Source organism: Shewanella japonica (assembly GCF_002075795.1).
Classification (GTDB): Bacteria; Pseudomonadota; Gammaproteobacteria; order Enterobacterales; family Shewanellaceae; genus Shewanella; species Shewanella japonica.
Map to the genome: position 1 here is coordinate 4,621,137 of NZ_CP020472.1, position 18,693 is coordinate 4,639,829.

Annotated in this window: 13 protein-coding genes and 1 pseudogene; 4 read left to right on the plus strand and 10 right to left on the minus strand. The window is 40.0% G+C overall.

The annotated features are described in order from the left end of the window. Window positions 1-145: 145 nt before the first annotated feature. The 4 genes and pseudogenes from SJ2017_RS19655 to SJ2017_RS19670 all read right to left on the minus strand — a co-directional run bounded on the left by SJ2017_RS19655 (window position 146) and on the right by SJ2017_RS19670 (window position 5,893). Window positions 146-847 (minus strand): haloacid dehalogenase type II, encoded by a 702-nt coding sequence (locus SJ2017_RS19655; RefSeq protein ID WP_244899738.1) that lies wholly within the window; start codon window positions 845-847, stop codon window positions 146-148. Window positions 848-953: 106 nt separating this feature from the next. Next, window positions 954-1,544, minus strand: coding sequence for a TetR/AcrR family transcriptional regulator (locus tag SJ2017_RS19660; RefSeq protein ID WP_080917079.1), 591 nt, complete (start codon window positions 1,542-1,544; stop codon window positions 954-956). 177 nt (window positions 1,545-1,721) lie between these two features. After that, entirely contained in the window at window positions 1,722-4,808 is a 3,087-nt protein-coding gene (locus tag SJ2017_RS19665) for an efflux RND transporter permease subunit (RefSeq protein WP_080917081.1), read from the minus strand. A 3-nt stretch (window positions 4,809-4,811) separates the two neighbouring features. Next, window positions 4,812-5,893 (minus strand): annotated as a pseudogene (locus tag SJ2017_RS19670) (efflux RND transporter periplasmic adaptor subunit). 229 nt (window positions 5,894-6,122) lie between these two features. Between SJ2017_RS19670 and SJ2017_RS19675 the strand changes: the two are divergent. Beyond that, the gene (locus SJ2017_RS19675) at window positions 6,123-7,067 is read left to right on the plus strand and encodes a LysR family transcriptional regulator (RefSeq protein WP_080917082.1); all 945 of its coding nucleotides are present in this window, start codon (window positions 6,123-6,125) and stop codon (window positions 7,065-7,067) included. Window positions 7,068-7,137: 70 nt separating this feature from the next. On the opposite strand, the gene SJ2017_RS19680 is transcribed toward SJ2017_RS19675, so the two are convergent. From SJ2017_RS19680 to SJ2017_RS19695, 5 genes are read right to left on the minus strand one after another with little or no spacing between them, the layout of a single operon-like run. After that, on the minus strand, window positions 7,138-7,443 hold the full coding sequence (locus SJ2017_RS19680; protein ID WP_055025552.1) for a hypothetical protein: 306 nt from the start codon (window positions 7,441-7,443) through the stop codon (window positions 7,138-7,140). A gap of 4 nt (window positions 7,444-7,447) precedes the next feature. Beyond that, the gene (locus SJ2017_RS19685; protein WP_055025553.1) at window positions 7,448-7,639 is read right to left on the minus strand and encodes a hypothetical protein; all 192 of its coding nucleotides are present in this window, start codon (window positions 7,637-7,639) and stop codon (window positions 7,448-7,450) included. Then, the gene (locus SJ2017_RS21895; RefSeq protein WP_276328885.1) at window positions 7,632-7,760 is read right to left on the minus strand and encodes a hypothetical protein; all 129 of its coding nucleotides are present in this window, start codon (window positions 7,758-7,760) and stop codon (window positions 7,632-7,634) included. Before SJ2017_RS21895 ends, SJ2017_RS19685 begins: the two co-directional genes overlap by 8 nt. Further along, window positions 7,757-10,318, minus strand: coding sequence for a hypothetical protein (locus SJ2017_RS19690; RefSeq protein WP_080917084.1), 2,562 nt, complete (start codon window positions 10,316-10,318; stop codon window positions 7,757-7,759). The genes SJ2017_RS21895 and SJ2017_RS19690 overlap by 4 nt, the downstream gene beginning before the upstream one ends. Further along, on the minus strand, window positions 10,308-11,351 hold the full coding sequence (locus SJ2017_RS19695; protein WP_080917085.1) for a hypothetical protein: 1,044 nt from the start codon (window positions 11,349-11,351) through the stop codon (window positions 10,308-10,310). Before SJ2017_RS19695 ends, SJ2017_RS19690 begins: the two co-directional genes overlap by 11 nt. Window positions 11,352-12,036: 685 nt before the next feature. Here SJ2017_RS19695 and SJ2017_RS19705 point away from each other — a divergent pair. The 3 genes from SJ2017_RS19705 (at window position 12,037) to SJ2017_RS19715 (ending at window position 18,089) form a co-directional block, all read left to right on the plus strand. Then, the gene (locus tag SJ2017_RS19705) at window positions 12,037-13,260 is read left to right on the plus strand and encodes a family 16 glycosylhydrolase (RefSeq protein ID WP_055025557.1); all 1,224 of its coding nucleotides are present in this window, start codon (window positions 12,037-12,039) and stop codon (window positions 13,258-13,260) included. A 156-nt stretch (window positions 13,261-13,416) separates the two neighbouring features. Further along, window positions 13,417-14,550 carry a hypothetical protein gene (locus SJ2017_RS19710; protein ID WP_080917087.1) on the plus strand — a complete coding sequence of 378 codons (1,134 nt, stop codon included), beginning with the start codon at window positions 13,417-13,419 and terminating at the stop codon, window positions 14,548-14,550. A 392-nt stretch (window positions 14,551-14,942) separates the two neighbouring features. After that, the gene (locus SJ2017_RS19715) at window positions 14,943-18,089 is read left to right on the plus strand and encodes a DUF3857 domain-containing protein (RefSeq protein WP_080917088.1); all 3,147 of its coding nucleotides are present in this window, start codon (window positions 14,943-14,945) and stop codon (window positions 18,087-18,089) included. A gap of 57 nt (window positions 18,090-18,146) precedes the next feature. Here SJ2017_RS19715 and SJ2017_RS19720 read toward each other — a convergent pair whose 3' ends face one another. Next, window positions 18,147-18,446 carry a DUF3144 domain-containing protein gene (locus SJ2017_RS19720; RefSeq protein ID WP_055025560.1) on the minus strand — a complete coding sequence of 100 codons (300 nt, stop codon included), beginning with the start codon at window positions 18,444-18,446 and terminating at the stop codon, window positions 18,147-18,149. Window positions 18,447-18,693: the final 247 nt, after the last annotated feature.

Below are 18,693 nucleotides of genomic sequence, written 5' to 3' on the forward strand. Positions count from 1 at the left end.
TACTATCTGTTATTTACTACCAGTTACTTATTATCAGCTAATTATTATCAGCTACTTACTATCAGCTAGTTATTATCAGTGACTATCGGATATTACACGTTAATAACAACCTAGTTATCAGCTCGCTTACGAGTGAGCTTAGCACCTATTCAACACACTCGTTAAGTGCAGAATCAAGCAGATGTAAATCAGCAACAATCACGTTAGGCTGCATTTCCCACGGATCAAATACAGCGCCTTCAGTTCGCTTAACCCATGCCGCTTTAAGCCCCGTCGCTATTGCACCAATCACATCAAACGGATTACTTGATATCAGCCAAGTATCACTTTCCTTTGACTCAGTTGCCTGTAAAAAGTGTTGGTAAATATCTGGGTTAGGCTTAAACGTTTTTATCTCGTCAGCGCTGACGACCCCTTCAAACAATGCATCTATTCCCGCAGCATGCAGTAATGTTTCAACGGCACGCTTAGTGCCATTTGAAAAAGCAAACATACGATAACCCTGGGCTTTCAATGTTATCAAGGCAGGCTTAACATCTTCAAAGCTGGGTAAGGTTTTATAACACTCCATCAGCGCATGTTTTTGTTCAGCAGATAAGGAAATTTGATAATAATCGCAGGTATATTCAAGTGCTTGGCGAGTACAGTCACTAAAAGGAACATAGTTTTTCATCAACCCGCGACGAAAGGAATACTCTAATTGCTTTTCACGCCAACGATTGGAAAAGGCTTTAGCCTTGTCGCCTATCATTGTCTCGAGCAGGATTAACACGCCATGAGTATTAATTAAGGTGCCATACACATCAAAAGCCAAGGTGATGTTTGGTCGCTTTAGATTTTCTTTCACCTTGTTCACTCCTTACCCTTTAATGATATGTACTCAGTAAATAGCAGAGCTTTTAATAACAGCACCTTCAATAACATCACTTCAACGATGAAAAGTCTTATTAACTCTACTTGGCTAAAGGCGGATTACTGAAAATTGCGTCGATAAAATCCTGAATCGTATTATCGTCGCTATTGGCATGGGCATAAGTACGAATACCGATAATCTGTACTTGTAAAAAACGTGCCAATGCTTGAGGTGTCTGCTGAGTGTCTACTTCACCTTGTGCTTGCGCTTGCGCCAATAACTCGGCAAATGCTGTCTCAACCATCACTAATGACCGCTTTGCTTGTTCAAGTAAATCTGCATTTTCGTCAGTCAATTCCGCCACCGTTTTAACAAGCATACACATGCCACTCGGGGCACAATTACGATTAGCCAGCACAGCCGTTTCAACAAATTGTTTAAGCGCTGCAATAGGAGAATCATTATCGGCGATACACTGGTTTAACTGAACAATACCTGATGTTGCATAGTGCTGTAGTGCTTCTTTAAATAGCCCTTCTTTGCTACCAAAGCTTGCATAGATACTGCCAGGACGCATATCAATCACTTCTTGAAGGTTACGCATCGATGTAGCGTGAAAGCCTTTTTCCCAATATAAATTGGCCGCTTTTTGAATGGTCTCTTCACGGTTAAATTTGGCAGGTTTACTCATAGCGGTCTCGATATATTAACTGAACAAAATAATACTCAAATTATATTGAGCACTCGTTCAATTATAGGGTTTACTACCCAAATCGTCCAGTGTAATTGCACATAAAAAAGCCTAACTTGCTCGACAAGTTAGGCTTTATTTCATCATCTCATGTGCAAGGTGCCCCTTGCTGAATCATTAGATTGCGACGGTTTTTCCTTGATAAGGGATCCGAAATGCGATGGTGTATGCCACAGGTAAAACAATCAATGTCAAAATCGACGCAAAGCCCAAACCAAAGATAATAGTAATCGCCATTGAGCCAAAAAAGGCATCACTTAACAGCGGCACCATACCTAACATGGTGGTAATTGCCGCCATAAGCACTGGCCTAACACGGCTCACTGATGAATCAACAACCGCTTGATAAGGGACTTTGCCTTGAGCTAATTCAACGTTGATTTGGTCCACCAGCACGATGCCATTTTTAATGATCATCCCAGTTAAACTGAGTAACCCAAGTAGCGCCATAAAGCTAAAGGGCGCATCAAATAACAATAAGCCGGACACCACACCAATTAATGCTAGCGGCACGGTAAACCAAATCACTAACGGTTGTCTGACAGAGTTAAACAATAAGACCGTAATTAAAAACATGGCTAAGTAACCTAATGGCAAAGAGCTAAATACCGACTCTTGTGCTTCAACAGAGACTTCATGCTCACCGCCCCACTCTAGCTCATAGCCTGCTGGTAATTCGATAGCTTCAATTGCTGGGCGAACTTTACGAAATACTGAATCAGCGGTTTCGTCTGTACCGTTAACAGGATCGGCCAAAACAGATAATACTCGTTTGCGATCACGGCGCATCACCAAAGGGTTTTCCCATTCAGTATCAAACCCTGAGACCACCTGTGTTGCTGGCACGAATGTGTTATTTTCAGAGCTCCACACTTGCAGCTTCCAAATGCTTTCAGCATCTAAACGTTCACTCGCTGGTGCGCGTGCCACTATAGGTAATAAGTGACTGTTTTCGCGGTAAACGCCCACTTGCTTACCACTGAAGTTAGTCAATAACGCATCATCTAAATCTGTCTTGCTAATGCCTGTTTCACGGGCCTGCGCTAATGCTAATTGAGGGCGGATCATCGGCACTTGATTGCGCCAATTATGGCGAACGCCCACTGCCGTTGGTTCTGCTTTTAAAATCGCTTCGGCTTGCACTGCCAATTCACGCAATATTTTAGGGTCTTCACCATAAAAGCGGGCTTCAATTTTAGCGGCTGGACTCGGGCCATTTTCCATATATTTAAAACGGTATTCAGCTTCAGGAAAGCGCTGACTTAACTCTTTCTCAAGCGTACGCATATAGCTGTTTACTGTGGTTAAATCAGTCATTTCGATCAAGAGCTGACCGTATGCGCTGTAGCCCTTTTCCGGTACGTAAGGTAAAACAAAACGCTGTGCACCTTGGCCTAATACTGTGGTTAAGTTAACCATCCCGACATCTTTTTCTGCTTGCTCGGCTAACAGATTGGCCTCTATTTTATGTAAGAAGGCTTCAGTCGCTTTAACATCTGTGCCTTCTGGCATCCACACATCCACAAAGAATATCGGTGTATTCGATGCAGGGAAAAACACGTTCTTTACATAGCCAAAGCCATATAACGAGCTCAGCAATGCAGCGATAATCAATACGATTGTCACACTACGAAAACGCATAGCGAGATTTAAGCTGCTTCGATAGCTTTGAAATAACCAACCTTTATAAGGATCATCTTGGCTTTCGTCTGCACTGATTTCACCATCTTTAAACATCATATTGCAAAAGAACGGCGTCAAGGTCATTGCGGTAATCCAACTGATAAATAGTGAGATTAATAGCACTTGGAATAGCGACACACAAAACTCACCTGTCGCAGTATCCGACAAACCAATTGGCGCAAAAGCAATGATGGCAATAATCGTGGCGCCCAGTAGCGGCCATTGGGTTTGTGTGACGACTTCTTTGGCAGTTTCTAAACGGGTTTTACCACGTTTAATGCCAATTAATATCCCCTCAGTAACTACAATGGCGTTATCCACCAGCATCCCCAATGCAATAATCAGCGCACCCAGTGATATCAGCTGCAATTCAATGTTAAGCACTTTCATCACGATAAAGGTGCCCAAGATTGTCAGCAGGAGTACTAAACCAATTAATACGCCAGAGCGTACGCCCATAAATATCAGCAATACACCAATCACAATGGCGATGGACTCAGCTAAGTTAATCAAAAAACCATTGACGGTTTGATCCACCATTTTGCTTTGGTCATAAACGGTTTCTAGCTGCATACCTATGGGTAATTCGCCATTAAGCTCAACCATTCTCGCATTAACAGCTTCACCCACTTTAACCACGTTAACACCGCTCGAAAACGAGATACCAATTGATAGCGCATTCTTGCCATTAGCGTGGTACACATTGCTTGGTGTTTCTTCGACATCCTTATATACATCGGCAATATCGCCTAAATAGACTAATTTAGAGCTGCCTGGGGCACTGACCATTAAGCGTTTCATTTCACTGACGTTATCAAACTCACCAGTGGGATGAATACGAATACGGTTATCACCAACACGAATACTGCCGGCATTGGATACCACATTTTGGCTGTTAATTAGCCCATAAATATAATCTTGATCTAATCCAAGGGCATTTAGCTTCTGCTGTGAAATTTCCACGACGACTTGTTCGCTAATTTGACCTGCAATGGTAACTTTTTTAATCCCATCTACCAGTACCAATTCACGACGTAAAAAGTCAGCATAATTTTGCAGTTCACGGTTGCTATAACCTTCACCACTGACATTGAGTAAAATGCCGTAAACATCGCCAAAATCATCAATAACACTTGGGGTATAAGCACCAGGTGGCAGCTCGCCAATTTTGTCATTCACTTTACGGCGCACTTCATCCCACACTTGTGGCAAAGCGTCTTTGTCGTATTGCTCTTTAATCTCGATTTCGATTTGAGACAGGCCAGCACTATTTATCGAAACAATATGCTTAATTCCATCAAGCTGCTGTAAAGCATCTTCCAGCGGTAAAGTGACTTCTTCTTCCACTTGCTCAGGCGATGCGCCTGGGTATGCGGTCACCACTAAGGCATTTTTAATGGTGAACTCAGGAAACTCCAACTGCCCTAAACTAAAAAATGAAAAACTACCGCCAACCAACAACAGTAACGCGAACATCCAGCTGATCACCTTACGGGTGATTGATAACTCTGCAAAATTCATCGCTTATACACCTCGTTGCCAGCGCAACGGCTTCACTACTTGATCTTCAGATAAGTACTGCACACCAGCAACCACAACTTGATCGCCAATATTAATACCATCAATAATTTCAATACCATGAGTCGTTACATTACCGATAGTCACTATATGCTGATTCACCGTACCCGTTTCGTCACTGTATAACCAAACAACATCTTGACCATCTGCATCACGCTTAAACACTGCATTAGCAGGAACAATTGCAGTGATAGAACTTGGCTCTGTCCCAGTCACATCCATACTCACCTCAGCGCTCATACCAGGTAAAACAGTGATAGATTGTGGCCGTGGCAAGGTAAATACCACTTCATAGGTTTGAGTGCCTTGAGTAATTTGCGTTGCATGTTCTTTCAATTTTACTGGGTATGCTTTTTGAGGATTATTAGCAAAGCGCACCTGAGGGACAAAACTAGAATTAGGATTAAATCGCGTTACCGTGCTCGCTAATGATTCAGGTACTTGAATCACCACATCAATGTTGCTGTCTTTTGCAGCACTAAAATGGCTTGGTTCGCTTGTACCATCTGATAGTTGTCCATATCAATCTTGGCAATTGTGCCTGTATATGGCGCTTTCAAAACGGTATAACTTAATTGATCTTTTGCATTCGCAAGATTCGCTTCAGCTGATTTAAGCTGGGCCTTTGCTAAGTCATACTCTGCGGCAGAAATAAGCTCACGTCTTAATAGCTCACCTTTGCGCTTGAAGTCAGCTGCAGCAAGCTCATGATCGGCTTCGCGGTTTAATAACGTGTTACGCGCATCTCGATCATCAAGACGTGCAAGCACAGTACCCTTTCGCACTTGCTGCCCTTCAAATAACGACAACTCAACTAAATGACCTGAGACTCGAAAAGCAAGGTTAGCTTGTTTAGTCGCAGCGACTTTTGCTGGAAAAGCGCGAATGGAGCCTGCATTAACATCTGTCACTGTTAGCAATTTCACTGGCCGAGTTGTCGGTGGAGGCGTTTCAATAGACTCAGCAGTACAACCCGATGTCATCAGAATGAACAATAAAAGTGAAAATGGTAGTAGGAGGTGTTTCATTTTCGAATTCCCAATAGCGAAACAAAGTCATGTAACCTTGATGTAAACAAGGCGCAAAGATACCAGTGATTATGGTTGAATAAAATGGAATGATCTGGAACCATAGGTTCCATTAAATGAAACTATATTTGCTTGCTATATACAGAATTGTGTGTGCAAACTGATAATAGATAGTCAGGACTTTGTTAACGCTATGGATAAGTTAAATACAATTTAAAGAGTCATCTAGATGAAAACTGAAGATATTTCGCTGTTCCATAGAATCGTTGAAACCGGCAGCCTTGTTGAGGCTGCAGACATTTTGAACTTACCAAAATCAACCTTGAGTCGACGCTTACAAGCATTAGAAGATGAATTATCGGTAAAGCTTTTTCACCGCCAAAGCCGCTCAATGACATTAACAGCATCGGGCAGTCACTTTTACGATAAAACCACTTCAATGATGTCTTCATTAGAAGAAACCTTGTCAGAACTGACTAATGAGAAAACCGATGTCGGTGGTCATTTACGAATTCTTGTCTTCCCTATTCCTGAGTTATTGCAAATAACCCAAGGCATTTTACATTTTATGGATCTGCATCCTTCCATCACAGTTGAAATTATTGTCAGTGCCGAACCTCAAGATATGATCCGCAACAATATTGATTTGGCGTTTATATTGGAAGATTCATTTAATGAAAATGAAATGGTTGCTAGGCACATCATGAGCGAGACAGTGCATTTTTTTGCAAGCCCTGAATACCTTGCCCGAGCTGGAACGCCGCAAACCCCTGAAGAAATCAGCGATCACAATTCAATTTTATTTCGATACCCAAATGGACGAATATTTAATGAAGTCCCATTCGGCCAAGACATGGTTTTATCAGTAAAAGGGAATTTATGTGTCAACAACCTATCTGTTTGTTTAGAAGCCACTTTAGCTGGAGCTGGTATCGCCATGATGCCATTACCTTTTTGCCAAGATTATGTCAAAACAGGTCAACTAGAAATGCTGTTCAAAGACTCAGCCCCTTATGAAGGAAAGTGCTATTTAGTCTACCCATCGAGACGATATATTAGCCTTGCCAGCCAACGCTTTATTGATCATATGCTCATCGAACTAGAAAACTGTTCACAAACGGGAACCTGTAACCAAATAGCTAAGATTCGTGGTGCGATTAAACCACTGATTTAGGCCAATTCAACACCTATAATATTGAAATATTTAATAAAAAAGGATGTCCTTTCTGACATCCTTATTTCATTTATAGCGGCTTTTTATTGTCGATTTCGAGTAAAGCCAACAATAATTTTTTCTCTTTAGGTGACAACGACGCCACCGCTTTTTTTACATTTTTCTGATATTGGGCAAGCGTCACCTTGTCGCCAGCGATTGCTGCATCTAGGGTTTGTTCATACTTAACCAATAAATTATTCATTTTATCGGCATTATCCATGTTCTTTTTGTGCGCGGTATAAGCGAAAAACAACACAATTAACAAGGTAAGCAAGCTAAAAAAATTGAAGTCTAAGGTGAAAGTAACCTTGGATTTTTTGGCAGTTTCAGTCATAGGGTTACTCCGTTATCATTGAAATTTTAAGTTTTATTAATTCAGCCTGTTTACCAAGCTCTGCAATGGCGGCTTGTTCTTGTAGATTAAAGTAATAAATACACCCCACTACAATTAAGGCTACAAGTAAGGTTGATATGTTTTCAGCTAGCCATCCGACAACTAGCTCTACAATCCATGAGAGTGCGTTAGTCATTATTTTTCATCTCGTATACTTTCCTTGCCCTGTCTTTCATTCGATAAAAACAAAGCGTTTCAACACCAACAACTTGCTGTCTACTGGCATCGTTAACAGTGATAATTATTACTTGCCTCATATTGTCGCCTTACATTTTGGCAGCTCTTGGTAATCAAAGGTATTCAGGCTGATTGATTGACTAATGGCCGCAGCATCAAGGCTTTTTAACATAAAGCAGCGGTAGCGCTTACTGTTCTCAAGCTCTAACAAAATAAGGTTATTATGGCCTTTACTCTTTAAGCTATTAAGTAAAGCTAAGGTTTCTTCATTATTATTTAAATAGCTGACCATATTGGTTTCAAGCTTATCAATAACTGACTTCTTCCCAACCGAGCCTTGGCTTAAATTAAACCAATAAATCGGGTCGTCATAATTAGAAATAAAGTTAGTGGCTAACTCGCTAACCTTAGGTTTATAGAAGTACTTTTGCTCTGCAAGCACACCGATATTCGTATGCTCTAAAAAGTTTGGCATGCTGACTGATTTCACTTTATTGTCCGCTAACCTGACACCCATATAAGCCCCCACATTGAGGTCTTGTTTTAGTACAGTAATATTCGTGTCAAATGGCGAGACAACCTCTTGAAACCCCAGTAACTTAGGGATAAATTGCAGTTGTTTATGAGCAAAATCATCGTAAATTCTAAATGGATTTTCCCTTGAAATAATCTCACCAGTAGCTGCATCCTGAGTGTCTGTATTGGCATATAGCAGCTCAGCAACAACACCAATAACAGCTAAACGGCGATAGGTACTGTGGATACCATTCTCAATATCCATCACGTAACCAAAGCCCATAGTAAAGCCTTGGTCAAGCAATGACTCTGTACTGTATGTATCAGCAAAATTAGCCATCATTTGGTTGTAAGCACTTTTGCTGTTCAGGCTAGCACCAACCGGCAACGCAAAGGCCAAGACACCGCCTACAATCGCGACAGATAAATACCCTTTATGGCGTGGATATAGGTAAAGGCCAATTTTTAAAAATAACCCGCCAATCGCAAACAAGCTGGCGACAATACTAAAGGGAGGAATAACCGCTAAGGTGACCGCATCTTTACCCAGTTTATGCATACTACCGCCAGGCGAAAATGCGGCTGTGGCTGCCGTCGATGTGACCATTTTAATGAACGAAATATTGTCTTGTTGATCCAGCCATTTTTTCTTGTAATTTTGTTCAGAAATGCCTGGTGTAAAGCTCGACAAATAAAATGGCCCTAGGCTATCACTTGCAAACTGCTTAACAACATCAGAACGAGCAAATGCCACTCGGTCAAGCCTTGGCTTTGGTAGCTTAAATTGAGATGACGCAAGATATTCATTCCAAATGGCTTTGGCTCGGCCTTTATATTTAGCTTCAATCGCATTTCGCAGTTGTTGATGATCATCAAATGTCCAATCATTACTGACGTTAACGATCCCACTTTTAAATGTGCTAATCGCTATTTGGGTCGCGATTGTTGAGCTAAGGTACTGCTCATACTCCATGTCTTCTGGAATGCCATAATGGCGGTGTAAGTAGTTCACTCGCCCTCTATCAAACATTCCCAGTAAATTATATTTAGACTTAAACACTTTAGAAGCGTTGATCTCATCAGGTGCTAAGTAAATACCGAACGGTTCTCCATCTTCAAATTTGAGGTTGTTGATGTAATCTGCAAAGAGTTGTCTATTTCTATCTCGGCAATCTCTTTTACAATCTGAGTCCCAGTATCTTCTTTTAAATTCACTAAATTCTTTACGAAGCACACTTTCATCATCAGTGGCATAGCTTTCTCTAAACTCACCTGCAGTAAGCAAGGCTTCAGAGTATTCTTTCCAGTGGTCACTGATATTAGTATTAGCTTGCTTTAGTAACGCAACACGCTCAGCTTCAATCAATGCATAATTATTTTCTCTTTTAAATGCAGTGACATACTCTTTACTGGCTTGCTTATATTGCGAAAACTCTTGCTCATAAACGCGATCAAACTGACGAATTCGCGGTAACGCTTCTGCTATAAACACATCTTCTTGGCGGCTTAACAAAAACTGATTGGCCATGCTTTCTAAATTACTGCCAATCAGGCTATTAAAGCCCGTTGATAAGTAAGCTAAAGACGGGATCATTGCGACCATCAATTGCTTTCGATTTGGGTCACTGGCAATGTTATCTAACTCTGGAAATCCTTCAATACTGACCACTTCAGCCAAGTAAGCTTCTTTATAAACAATAGCTCTTACGGCACCTAGCTTACCTTCATTACTGGTAATGTTAACCGCGGTATCGACTGCCACGCGAAGCGAAGGAATGATAAGCGCCCAAGCAACCAGTAATACTAGCGGCCTAATTTTCCAATTTAGCTGCTTATTAACATATTTATCGTCTTTATCAGCCAATGAAGGCAAGAGCGTTTTAACTCGTTTACTGTTAACGAAAAACGTTGTGATACATAAAGCCAAACCAAAACCAGACAAGACTCGACCAAAAAGTTCGAGCCGCTCGGCGTTTAGACTAAATTCACCAAAAACCTGTTGAATAGGCTGAGCATATAAGTCAATCAATAGCACATTGAGCGATAACTCTAAACAAACATACACACTGAACAAAGCCAGTATGAACACAATAATGAAGTGCTCAAAAAGTTTACTTTTCATTATTTACGCGCCTTAAAATTGCTCTGCCATTTACGGTTTTAGTGTTACCGTCGCCAATTCTGCTACTGCATTCAGCAAGTAAATGACTTTCTGGCTTAATGCATCGATCGGCAATTAACTTGTTGTTATCGCCATAAGGCTTTTTATCACCCCATATGTTGAGATAAACCCCTTCGCTAAATAGCGCTTCTTGCTCAGCTAACTGATTAAAGTCAGCATCTTTAGGCAATGTAGCTACCAGTAGTTGTTGGTCGATTTTTAATGGTGGTTTTAGCTCATCGTTTACTGGATCATTAACCAAACTAGTATTGGTTTTCATGCACGCAGTTAATGGATCCGACTCGAAAATAATGGCTAAGGTTTCACTATCACCAAAGCTATCGTTTACTTGTATTTGGGTGACCCCGTGAGATGACGAACGAATAAATCTTTGCTGGCTATTTGCTTTGGTGGTGATGGCCTGAAACCCTGCGATCTTAACCGACGCAGCCTGACTCGCAGACACAATAAATGAATTGGCATGTTGTTCAAACACCTGACTCACAACTTGCATAAGCTGCTTCAATTGGGCGTTTGTTGTGTTAGCAGATGGCTGAAATATTAACTGGTCTTGTGCTGAGAATGTAGCAGAAAAGTCTTCATAAAAATCGTTAAGTGGCATCAATTCACGCTCGGGATTAACGACTTTCCACTGTTCATCGCTATAAATGACTTTTAAAACAAAGCCACTAAGTAAATCTTGATGCTGACCAATATAACTCGGCAACGGTCTATCGCTAATTTGATAATAAAGCGCAGATTGACACACATTTTGATTTAACGGCAATACTTCACCAGTGCGACTGATGACCAGATTACGACGTTCTAATGCATGTTGTAAGGCTTGATCTTTTGAAAGTAAACTTGCGTGGGCTGCGATAGATGGGCTGATATTGATAGCAGGTTTATAGCTATCTGGTCTTTTATCCACTGCACATCCGGTAAACATAAGCGCTACCAGTAAACCAATACAGACATTTCTCAATAACGACACAAAAATCCCTCTTCTTTATCATTGCGAACTGAAAGTAAAGCAGAAAATTAACAAATGCAACGAAAGTGGAGCCTTATTCGTTCAATAAGTGATCTAAAGTCGCTTTTTATAACGTTTACTGTCATTTCTGCCTATTTTTCAAACAGTAATATTGAAGCGCTCCAACTGACTTTATCCTTTATCACTCAGGTCACCTTTAAGGTATTTCTGCAATTCCGCCACCCAAGCTGTGATATCTCCAGTGGTGTCATTCACAATAAACTTAAATTTTTAAGATCGACTCTCCAACTAATGGCTTCTGTTTATCTTGCATCATGCGGTTTGGTTTTTAATCGATAATTCAAAACCTTAATTCACAAGTTGCTAATGTTAATGACCATCAAAATATGTACTCATCCCCCCAGCTATGATCGCTTTGTACGAAAATAGCTCAATGCACTATTGCGATCGCATACATCATATGTTTACACTAATTATATCAATTTGCTTGTATATCTGTTTGTAAACATAGGTCGCCAAATCGATGACCCATTTATTTGCACTGTTGTCAGTTAGCCCTGCCTCAATTGATACAGAGAAGAAAGCAGCCTGACGTTGACTGTTTCCTCTTATAAAAAATAAGCCCTTATAGCCCGAAAATGTAAGAGCTGACATTATTTTCCCCTAGTAAATAAATGGACTATTTATGAACAAACTTAGAAAGTTAACGGTACTCACATGCAGTATTGCCAGTCTTTTCTCTCTACATAGCTTTGCCGCAGCGCCTAGCGCACCACCTATTGCTAAACCTGGTGAAACTTGGGTATTACAAGCCAAGCGTTCTGATGAATTTAATAATAAAGACTCTGCTAAATGGAACTTTCAGCCTGAAAACTTTGGCGTTTGGTCTTGGCGCGACAGTAATGCTGTTGTTTCTGGCGGCAAGCTGACTCTAACCACTCGACGTGAAAATCACACTCGTACTTTCTGGGATGGTTGTAATAAAAAACAAGTGCCAAACTACCCTTTGTACTACACCTCAGGCATAGCTAAATCACGTGCAACGGGTAATTACGGTTATTACGAAGCAAGAATTAAAGGCGCAAGTACTTACCCTGGAGTATCACCTGCATTTTGGATGTATAGTACGATTGATCGCACCCTGACTGAAGACGGCGATGTGCAATACAGCGAAATTGATGTGGTTGAGTTAACGCAAAAAAATGAAGTTAGAAAATCAGATCATGACCTACACAACATTGTAGTCATTAATGGTGAGCCCACTTGGCAACGCCCGTTAAAAGTGCCATTTAATCACAATCAAATAATTCTGCCTTATGATCCTCGCAACGACTTTCATACCTATGGTGTAAACGTCACTAAAGACAGTATCACTTGGTATGTCGATGGTAAAGAAATCGCCACTAAGGAAAATAAATATTGGCATCGTCAGATGAACTTAACGCTGTCACAGGGATTACGTGCCCCATTAACTGAATTTAGATGTAACCAGTTCTATCCATCAGATCAACGACCATCTGCCGGTTACCCAACCTCAATGGAAGTTGACTACGTTAGAACATGGTTTAAAACCAACGGTGGCACTGGGCCAACCGATCCTACTGACCCAACCGATCCGACCGATCCTGGTAATGGTAATGATTGCCCTACTACTTGGGTTCCGGTAACAGGGGTGACAGTCACACCAGCTTCTAAGGTGCTTGCTAAAAACCAAACTGTTAGCCTGAATACTACGGTATTGCCGCAATGCGCCACCAATAAAAAAGTCACATATTCATCAAGTAATGCCACTGTTGCCGTGGTTAACTCAAATGGCGTTGTTACCGCGCGTAAACGGGGTAATGCTGTCATTACAGTAAAAACCAAAAATAAAGGTAAGGTAGATACGGTCAATATTACGGTTAATTAATCGACTTAATATTGCATTAAACTCACCTATCCAAACCGTTACAAGCTTATTGTTACATAAACTCGATCAGTTTATGTATGCAGCCAATAAGCTTGTTAACTGGCGCTCCTTCAATAACGATGAAGGTTTTATGGTGTAACTAAAAAAGGTGACAAAGTGACGATAAACATAACCACTCACAACATCATCATCTTGGCTCTAATGACCACTGCTCTGAGCTTGTTCGGTCGCCTTTTACTACAACAGCAGCTGCCAAAAGGCTTCCATGAATTGCGACTAGATGAGCCAAAAACAGGCGTATTACAACCCTATAAACCTGTAGCGACTGCTAATAACCGCTTATTGGCACAAGCTGAACGAGCAAGTGAACAAGCCAGCAAAAACCAACATACAAGCAATTTTATTGCTAGGCTTGAGCAAGCAAACCAAATTACCTCATTTGAACAACGCGCACCGATTATCAAAAATCTACTGCAACAGTGGAGTAATCACGATATTCACGCCGTTTTACACTGGCTGCAACAGCAACCAATAACCAACGAACTCGGTGAATACTACTCTCCGGTGTTGCAGCGTTATATGCAAGAAGATGAGCTAGGCGCAGGCGAAATGATCCTCAGCTTGTCCGCTTTTGATGTGATGCCAAGTATTATTGCTCATTATATTAATCACCTTACCCATAAAGATGTTGAAGCTGCACTACTTTGGGTTGATAGCATCCATGACGACTTATCAAAACAACAGGCAACTCAGTCATTACTCAATGCTTGGTCACAACAGGCTCCCCTTGAGGTAATGCAATACCTCTCCGATAACAGCCAAATATCTGAAGCCGTTAGCCAAAATGCCATGATATCGATTGCCAATCAGCTGAGTAAACAGCAGCACCAAGCGAGCATAGACGCCATTCATCAATATCCAGAAGTGCTGCAAACCAAGTTGGTTTATAGCTTAATGACACATTGGCCCATTTCTGATGCAGCCAATGCTATTGAGTGGATTAATACCTTGGACGGTGGATTAAAAAATGAGGCTATCCGCAGTTATATTGACTACTTTGGTGTGAGCCAACAGCCTGAAGTCAGTTTTGAACTTGCCACAAATATGGTCAATCACCCATTAAAGTCAGCTTTACTGCTTAGGGTGTTAACCCACTGGTATCGAATCGATCCGAGTTATGCAAGCCAACGTGTGCGAACGACAATGAAGCTAACTGAAATTGAAAAACAGCAACTTATTGCACAGGTTAATCAGGCTATTGAACGCTCAAACCATCAACCAACTCGCTGACAAGGACTTAGTGACAGGCAAAGCACATTAGCAAATGCACTTAGGTTATAACCGGCGATAAAAAACCACGCTCAATAACATTGAGCGTGGTTAATGACTAAACTACGAATGGCGTTAATCACTACTTTTGAGTTTTACGGTACTCGTCAAAGTTATAACTATCTACTCCAGTGTTATTTCACTTAAGCTAAAGAATGTAAGCTGTTTTCATTATTGTTGATGTCACTTTAAAATTTAAAGAAAGGCTAAAGACCTTATTTCTATTTAACAATTACACAAAACTGTATTAACATCATCTTGTTTCAAAAATGAAGCGCCCACAATAAATCTAAATTTCTCATTGATTTAAATATCGCTTAACACTCTATTTTATAAGCAAAAGGATTAGCTTAATGTCTTGGTGTTCGACACAATTTATATTTGTACTCTTAATTCAGAAACTGTTTGCTTTTATTTTTGTTATTACGACCATTACTCTTCCAACATTCTCTATTAATGCCCAAGAACAAGAAATAAAGGCAAATTTAACACGGCATAATTTAGATAAAACTTGGTACAAAAATAGTTTTGCTGAAAAAGGAGTTGTGCTTACAACTCAACCTAAATGGGTTCAAACCATTGATAATGACTCCCCTCCTGAACCAGATTCAACAGAATTATCCGATGGGGTATATCACGTCATTCTCGACAATCAGATCAAGGTTTCAGATAGCGATACGTTAAAATTTAGCCGGTATGTCACCAAAGCTGTTACAGCCAAAGGGCTAGAGTATGTATCTCAAATCTCTATCGACTTTGATCCAACTTATGAAAAAATTGCTTTTCATGGCATAACACTCCATCGAGATGGCGAGCGCATTAATAAAAACCTTGAGAGCCAATTTTCATTAGATAAAAGAGATTCAGCAACCGACTTAATCTATGATGGAACCTTAACCGCATTTTGGTTAATAAACGACGTCCGGGTAGGAGATACTATAGAGTATAGTTATACGCGCGAAGGTGCTAATCCAGTCTATAACAATCACTTTTCCTATAATCGTTCGCTGCAATGGAGCGTGCCTATACACATGCAATTCCTTCGAGTTATATGGGGAAGGTCTACACCACTCAATGTCAAATTTCATAATAGCGAACGTCAGTTCAAAACCACTAAACTAGGGAAAGAAACTGACTATCAATTGTTACTTCAAGATAACGCCCCACTCAGTATTAGCTCAGATGCTGCAATCTGGTACAGCCCTTACGAATACGTAGAAGTTAGTAGTTTGCCAAGCTGGGCATCAGTTATTAACTGGGCACTACCATTATTTGAGAAACAAGTTGATGACAGTGATTTAATTACTCGCCAAGTGCAGCAAATTAAAAAGCAGTCTAGTGTCCCTAAAGAACAGCTAGTTTTGGCACTCAATTTTGTACAGCAGGATATCCGTTATATGGGATTAGAGATGGGTAGTAATAGCCATTTCCCTGCAAAAGCGAGCGAGACCTTGCTAAAAAGATACGGAGATTGCAAAGATAAAACAGTCTTACTTTTAGCGCTGTTAAGAAAACTCAATATTACAGCTTCAGCAACACTAGTAAATTCTGAAAATGGTAAAATATTAAATAAATATTTACCTTCACCACAAACTTTTAACCATGCGATTGTCAAAGCTGAGTTAGATGAAAAAACTTATTGGCTTGACCCAACGTTACTTTATCAAGACGTCAATCTCGACGAACTTTATCAGCCAGATTATGGATTTGGATTAGTAATAAAAGATGGCAACAAAGCATTAGAATCACTAGCTAATAGCAATAGTGGTAGCAAAATTGACTTTAAAGAGCACTACGACTTAAGTGAGGGGGTGAAAGGTAATTCTACTTTTAATTCTGTTGTTACTTTAACGGGTCAAAAAGCACGTCAACTCCGTGCTAGGATTGAAAATAATAGTGTTACAGAATTATCTGAAACCTATGCAAGTTACTACAATTCAATCTTCAATGGCATTGAAATTGCTGAACCTTTAAAAGTTGACTTTAACCCTCAACAAGGCAATCTCTCCATTGAGGAGAACTATCGTTTAACCTCTGCTTGGACTCAGGACGATGATGAAGGATATAAAATCTATTTTTACGAAAGCCAGATCGCTCCTTACCTTAGTATGCCTGAAGGCTTTGGTGTACGTGAAATAGCTTTAGCCCACCCTCTAACAATACAAGGCGTTATTACTGCCAAACTTCGTCCTCAAAATTGGGATTTTGATCCAGAACTCATCAAAGAAGATAACCGTTTTTTTAGTACCATTTTCAAGCTAACTTTTGATAAAGAAAGCAACTTACTCACACTAAACTATTCTTATCAATCAAAAGTTGATCACGTTAAACCCTCAGATATTCAAGAGTATTCCAATGCTTTAGCTAATGTTACTGGCATTGACTCGTATGGGATTGTTGACTTTGATAACCCATCAACTCCTACAGTTATTAATGAACCTTCAACTCTACAAGTATTCATTGACGAGCTTGGAGGGTTAACATATTGGATTGTAGCGATAATTTGTTTCGGTATTGGTGTGCTTTTTACTATCGTCAGCCTATTAGATGAAACGAAACATCAAACCACTGCTACTTTTTATCCAATTTCATTCAAAAAATTCATTCTGTTAGGTCTTTTTTCTTTTTCTTTATACTTACCATATTGGAGCTACAAAAACTGGCAATTCATTAAAGCAACACATCGATCTGATATTTGGCCTATTGCGAGAGCGTTTTTCAATCCCTTATGGTTCTATGCTTTATTTATGTGGATGGAAGTAGACAGCGAACAACGAAACAAGCGTAATTGGCTGATACCCACTTGGGCTGCAGGGTTAAGTTTCATTGCTTTAATCAGCTACAACATAGTAAATAACAATATAAGTGTAAGTGTTGTAAGTTACATTATCCCTATTGCGCTTTTTTTACCCTTAGTTCTATATGCAAACAAAGTAAACGGACGTGACTCTGAAGCGTACATTGCAAATTCAACACTCTATATTCGAAATTGGGTATTCATGATTTGCGCGATTCCATTGCTCGCTTTGATACTAGCTCAGGAGGCCAATTTAATTGCTAAAAACGACGTTATCAACGGTAAAAACCTCTGGCAACATGATATTAGTTTTATGCAAGATAATGAGATGATTCAAGCAGGATCCAGCCCAATTTATTTTTACAGTGAATCCTTTTTTAGCCTGCAAGAAGCAGGCAATGGCTTCACTCAAGACAACGTATTTTCGTACTGGACAGAAAATGATGAATTACACAAAGTTTCTGCAGCATTTACCTCAGTTGAAAACATAACTGTTGAATATAGCGACTCAGAAACTGAAGAAACACAAATAAACATTTTCTTAGAGAATAAAGATGAATTTTTCTTACTTGTCACAGCTTCTTCAGCCCAAGATAAAGTTTTTGTAGACAAGTTATTGCAACAATGGAATGCAAATAAAACGCCTAAAAAAACTGATTCAGTTGCCGAACACACCAAAATAAAAGCTGAGTCCGTTTTATAGAGATACACAAAAAGCCACTGAGAAGTGGCTTTTTTATGCTGTTATACATTTTGAAGCTTACTTCTGAGTTTTACGGTACTCGTCAAAGTTAGTGATGTAATCTTCCATATTACCTTCTAGCAGCTTGCGATATTCTTCAACATAGTATGCAACCATTTCTGCTTTTTTCTGCTTCATTTGCTCTGCATTATCAAAGCTTGTTGATGCAAACCAAGCGTTATAACGAGCAAGTGAGTACATAAAAGAGGCACTGATTTCTCCCGTTTTCACCTGAGGATCTTGATTATTCTCGTTAGCAACATTAATGAATTGATTAGCACGCTCGAAAAACGCTTTATCTGGATTTGTTTCAAACATTATAAGACCCTTGAAATAAAAGCAGCCAAACGGACATGGCTGAATAGTAATACCTATTAACGTACGTGCTTTTAAGGCGATAAACCGTAAGATTGTTCACATTCTAGGTGACTGATATGTCATATCTGTGAGCCGTGTCAGCTTAGTCAATCCGCACGTTCAAACAGGCATAAAAAAGCCCTACTTATGACTTGATTACAAGTATTAAGTAGGGCGACATATTACTTAAAATATGTGGTCTATCTAT

What these genes read in the sequence shown, in the direction of transcription:
- SJ2017_RS19660 (WP_080917079.1), bottom strand. Translation starts at nt 1,544, where the DNA reads ATGAGTAAACCTGCCAAATTTAACCGTGAAGAGACCATTCAAAAAGCG.
- SJ2017_RS19665 (WP_080917081.1), bottom strand. Translation starts at nt 4,808, where the DNA reads ATGAATTTTGCAGAGTTATCAATCACCCGTAAGGTGATCAGCTGGATG.
- SJ2017_RS19675 (WP_080917082.1), top strand. Translation starts at nt 6,123, where the DNA reads ATGAAAACTGAAGATATTTCGCTGTTCCATAGAATCGTTGAAACCGGC.
- SJ2017_RS19680 (WP_055025552.1), bottom strand. Translation starts at nt 7,443, where the DNA reads ATGACTGAAACTGCCAAAAAATCCAAGGTTACTTTCACCTTAGACTTC.
- SJ2017_RS19685 (WP_055025553.1), bottom strand. Translation starts at nt 7,639, where the DNA reads ATGACTAACGCACTCTCATGGATTGTAGAGCTAGTTGTCGGATGGCTA.
- SJ2017_RS21895 (WP_276328885.1), bottom strand. Translation starts at nt 7,760, where the DNA reads ATGAGGCAAGTAATAATTATCACTGTTAACGATGCCAGTAGACAGCAA.
- SJ2017_RS19690 (WP_080917084.1), bottom strand. Translation starts at nt 10,318, where the DNA reads ATGAAAAGTAAACTTTTTGAGCACTTCATTATTGTGTTCATACTGGCT.
- SJ2017_RS19705 (WP_055025557.1), top strand. Translation starts at nt 12,037, where the DNA reads ATGAACAAACTTAGAAAGTTAACGGTACTCACATGCAGTATTGCCAGT.
- SJ2017_RS19715 (WP_080917088.1), top strand. Translation starts at nt 14,943, where the DNA reads ATGTCTTGGTGTTCGACACAATTTATATTTGTACTCTTAATTCAGAAA.
- SJ2017_RS19720 (WP_055025560.1), bottom strand. Translation starts at nt 18,446, where the DNA reads ATGTTTGAAACAAATCCAGATAAAGCGTTTTTCGAGCGTGCTAATCAA.